Source organism: Acinetobacter stercoris, assembly GCF_900323515.1.
In the GTDB taxonomy this organism is placed as follows: domain Bacteria; phylum Pseudomonadota; class Gammaproteobacteria; order Pseudomonadales; family Moraxellaceae; genus Acinetobacter; species Acinetobacter stercoris.
Genome location: NZ_OOGT01000397.1, coordinates 1 through 1311, shown reverse-complemented (window position 1 = coordinate 1311; position 1311 = coordinate 1). Strand labels below are relative to the sequence as shown.

Sequence of the window (1311 nt, the reverse complement as noted above, 5' to 3'; positions counted from 1 at the left end):
ATTGTCGATTGATTCACAAGCCTAATTTTTAATAAATAAAAAACCCGCAATGTAGCGGGTTGTTTTTATGGATTATTAACGTGGTCTTCTACCGCGACTTTTAGTGTTTGGACGCGTTGTACCATTGGTTTTACGGCGAGGTTTTTCATTTTCATCCATTTGCCATATACGCTTTGTTCCAGATTTTTTAGGTTTGCCATCCTTATCTTTTCTTTGTATTGGCTTCCCGCCAGTACCACCTGGCTTTTTAACATAAGAACGAGAGCGATATGGTTTATCTTCAGGGACATCTTTGAAGTCTGGATAAAGTAAAGGTTCAATTTCAGTTTGTTCCCCAGGTTGCAAGCCGAGCTGAACGAGATCAATTGAGCCGATTTTTGTACGAATCAGGCGAAGTGTTGGAAAGCCTACAGCAGCTGTCATACGACGTACTTGACGATTCCGGCCTTCACAAATTTGGATTTCAACCCAGGAAGTAGGGATATTGGCACGGAAGCGTACAGGTGGATTACGTTCCCAGAGCCATTCCGGTTCGTCAATTTTTTGTGCTTTGGCTGGTAAAGTCATACCATCGGCTAGTTCTACACCTTTACGTAGCTGTTCTAGAGCTTCTTCGGTAACGTCGCCATCCACTTGAGCTAAATAAGTTTTATATTTTTTATTGGCAGGGTTGGTAATAAACTGATTTAAACCACCATGATCAGTTAAAAACATCAAACCTTCCGAGTCCATATCTAAACGACCTGCAATACGAAGATCTGGATCATGGACGAAATGAGACACTGTCAAGTGAGCATCATCTTCGCGAAACTGGGAGAGAACATCATAAGGTTTGTTGAGAATGACAATTTTCACTTTAAAACTCTGATAAACATAAATTAAAATCAGTGGTTGATCATTTTCCCGCCTGGTACCGCTTCATTTTGGGTGGGGAAAATAAAGGCCACTATAGTGTGAGCTACTATATCAGATTCTGCTTTATGTTCTTTAATTTTATTTTTTTACATAAGATAAGTATCTGAATATATCTTTTCGGAAAGTTGAATAGGTTATTATTTTCAGCAGAATAGTATTAATACATAAGATTTTATTTTGCTATGTAATGTTAAATAAAAAAACAGGCCCTTCTATTTAGAAATAAAGTTTTGTTGGTTCATGTATATCGTTGTTCTGTAAAAGAAATTTGAAGATTAATAAGTATCGCATACAACAGGGACAACTTTCGGTGCTGGATTGAATGAACCAATCATAGTAATGGATTACACATACAAGTTTCTATGATTTACTTTTGAGGTTGTTTTACTAAATATC

1 protein-coding gene is annotated in these 1311 nt (G+C 37.1%); it reads right to left on the bottom strand.

The window, feature by feature from the left end:
- Positions 1-75: 75 nt before the first annotated feature.
- Positions 76-855, bottom strand: coding sequence for an rRNA large subunit pseudouridine synthase E (locus KPC_RS19800; RefSeq protein WP_121976007.1), 780 nt, complete (start codon positions 853-855; stop codon positions 76-78).
- Positions 856-1311 lie beyond the last annotated feature (456 nt).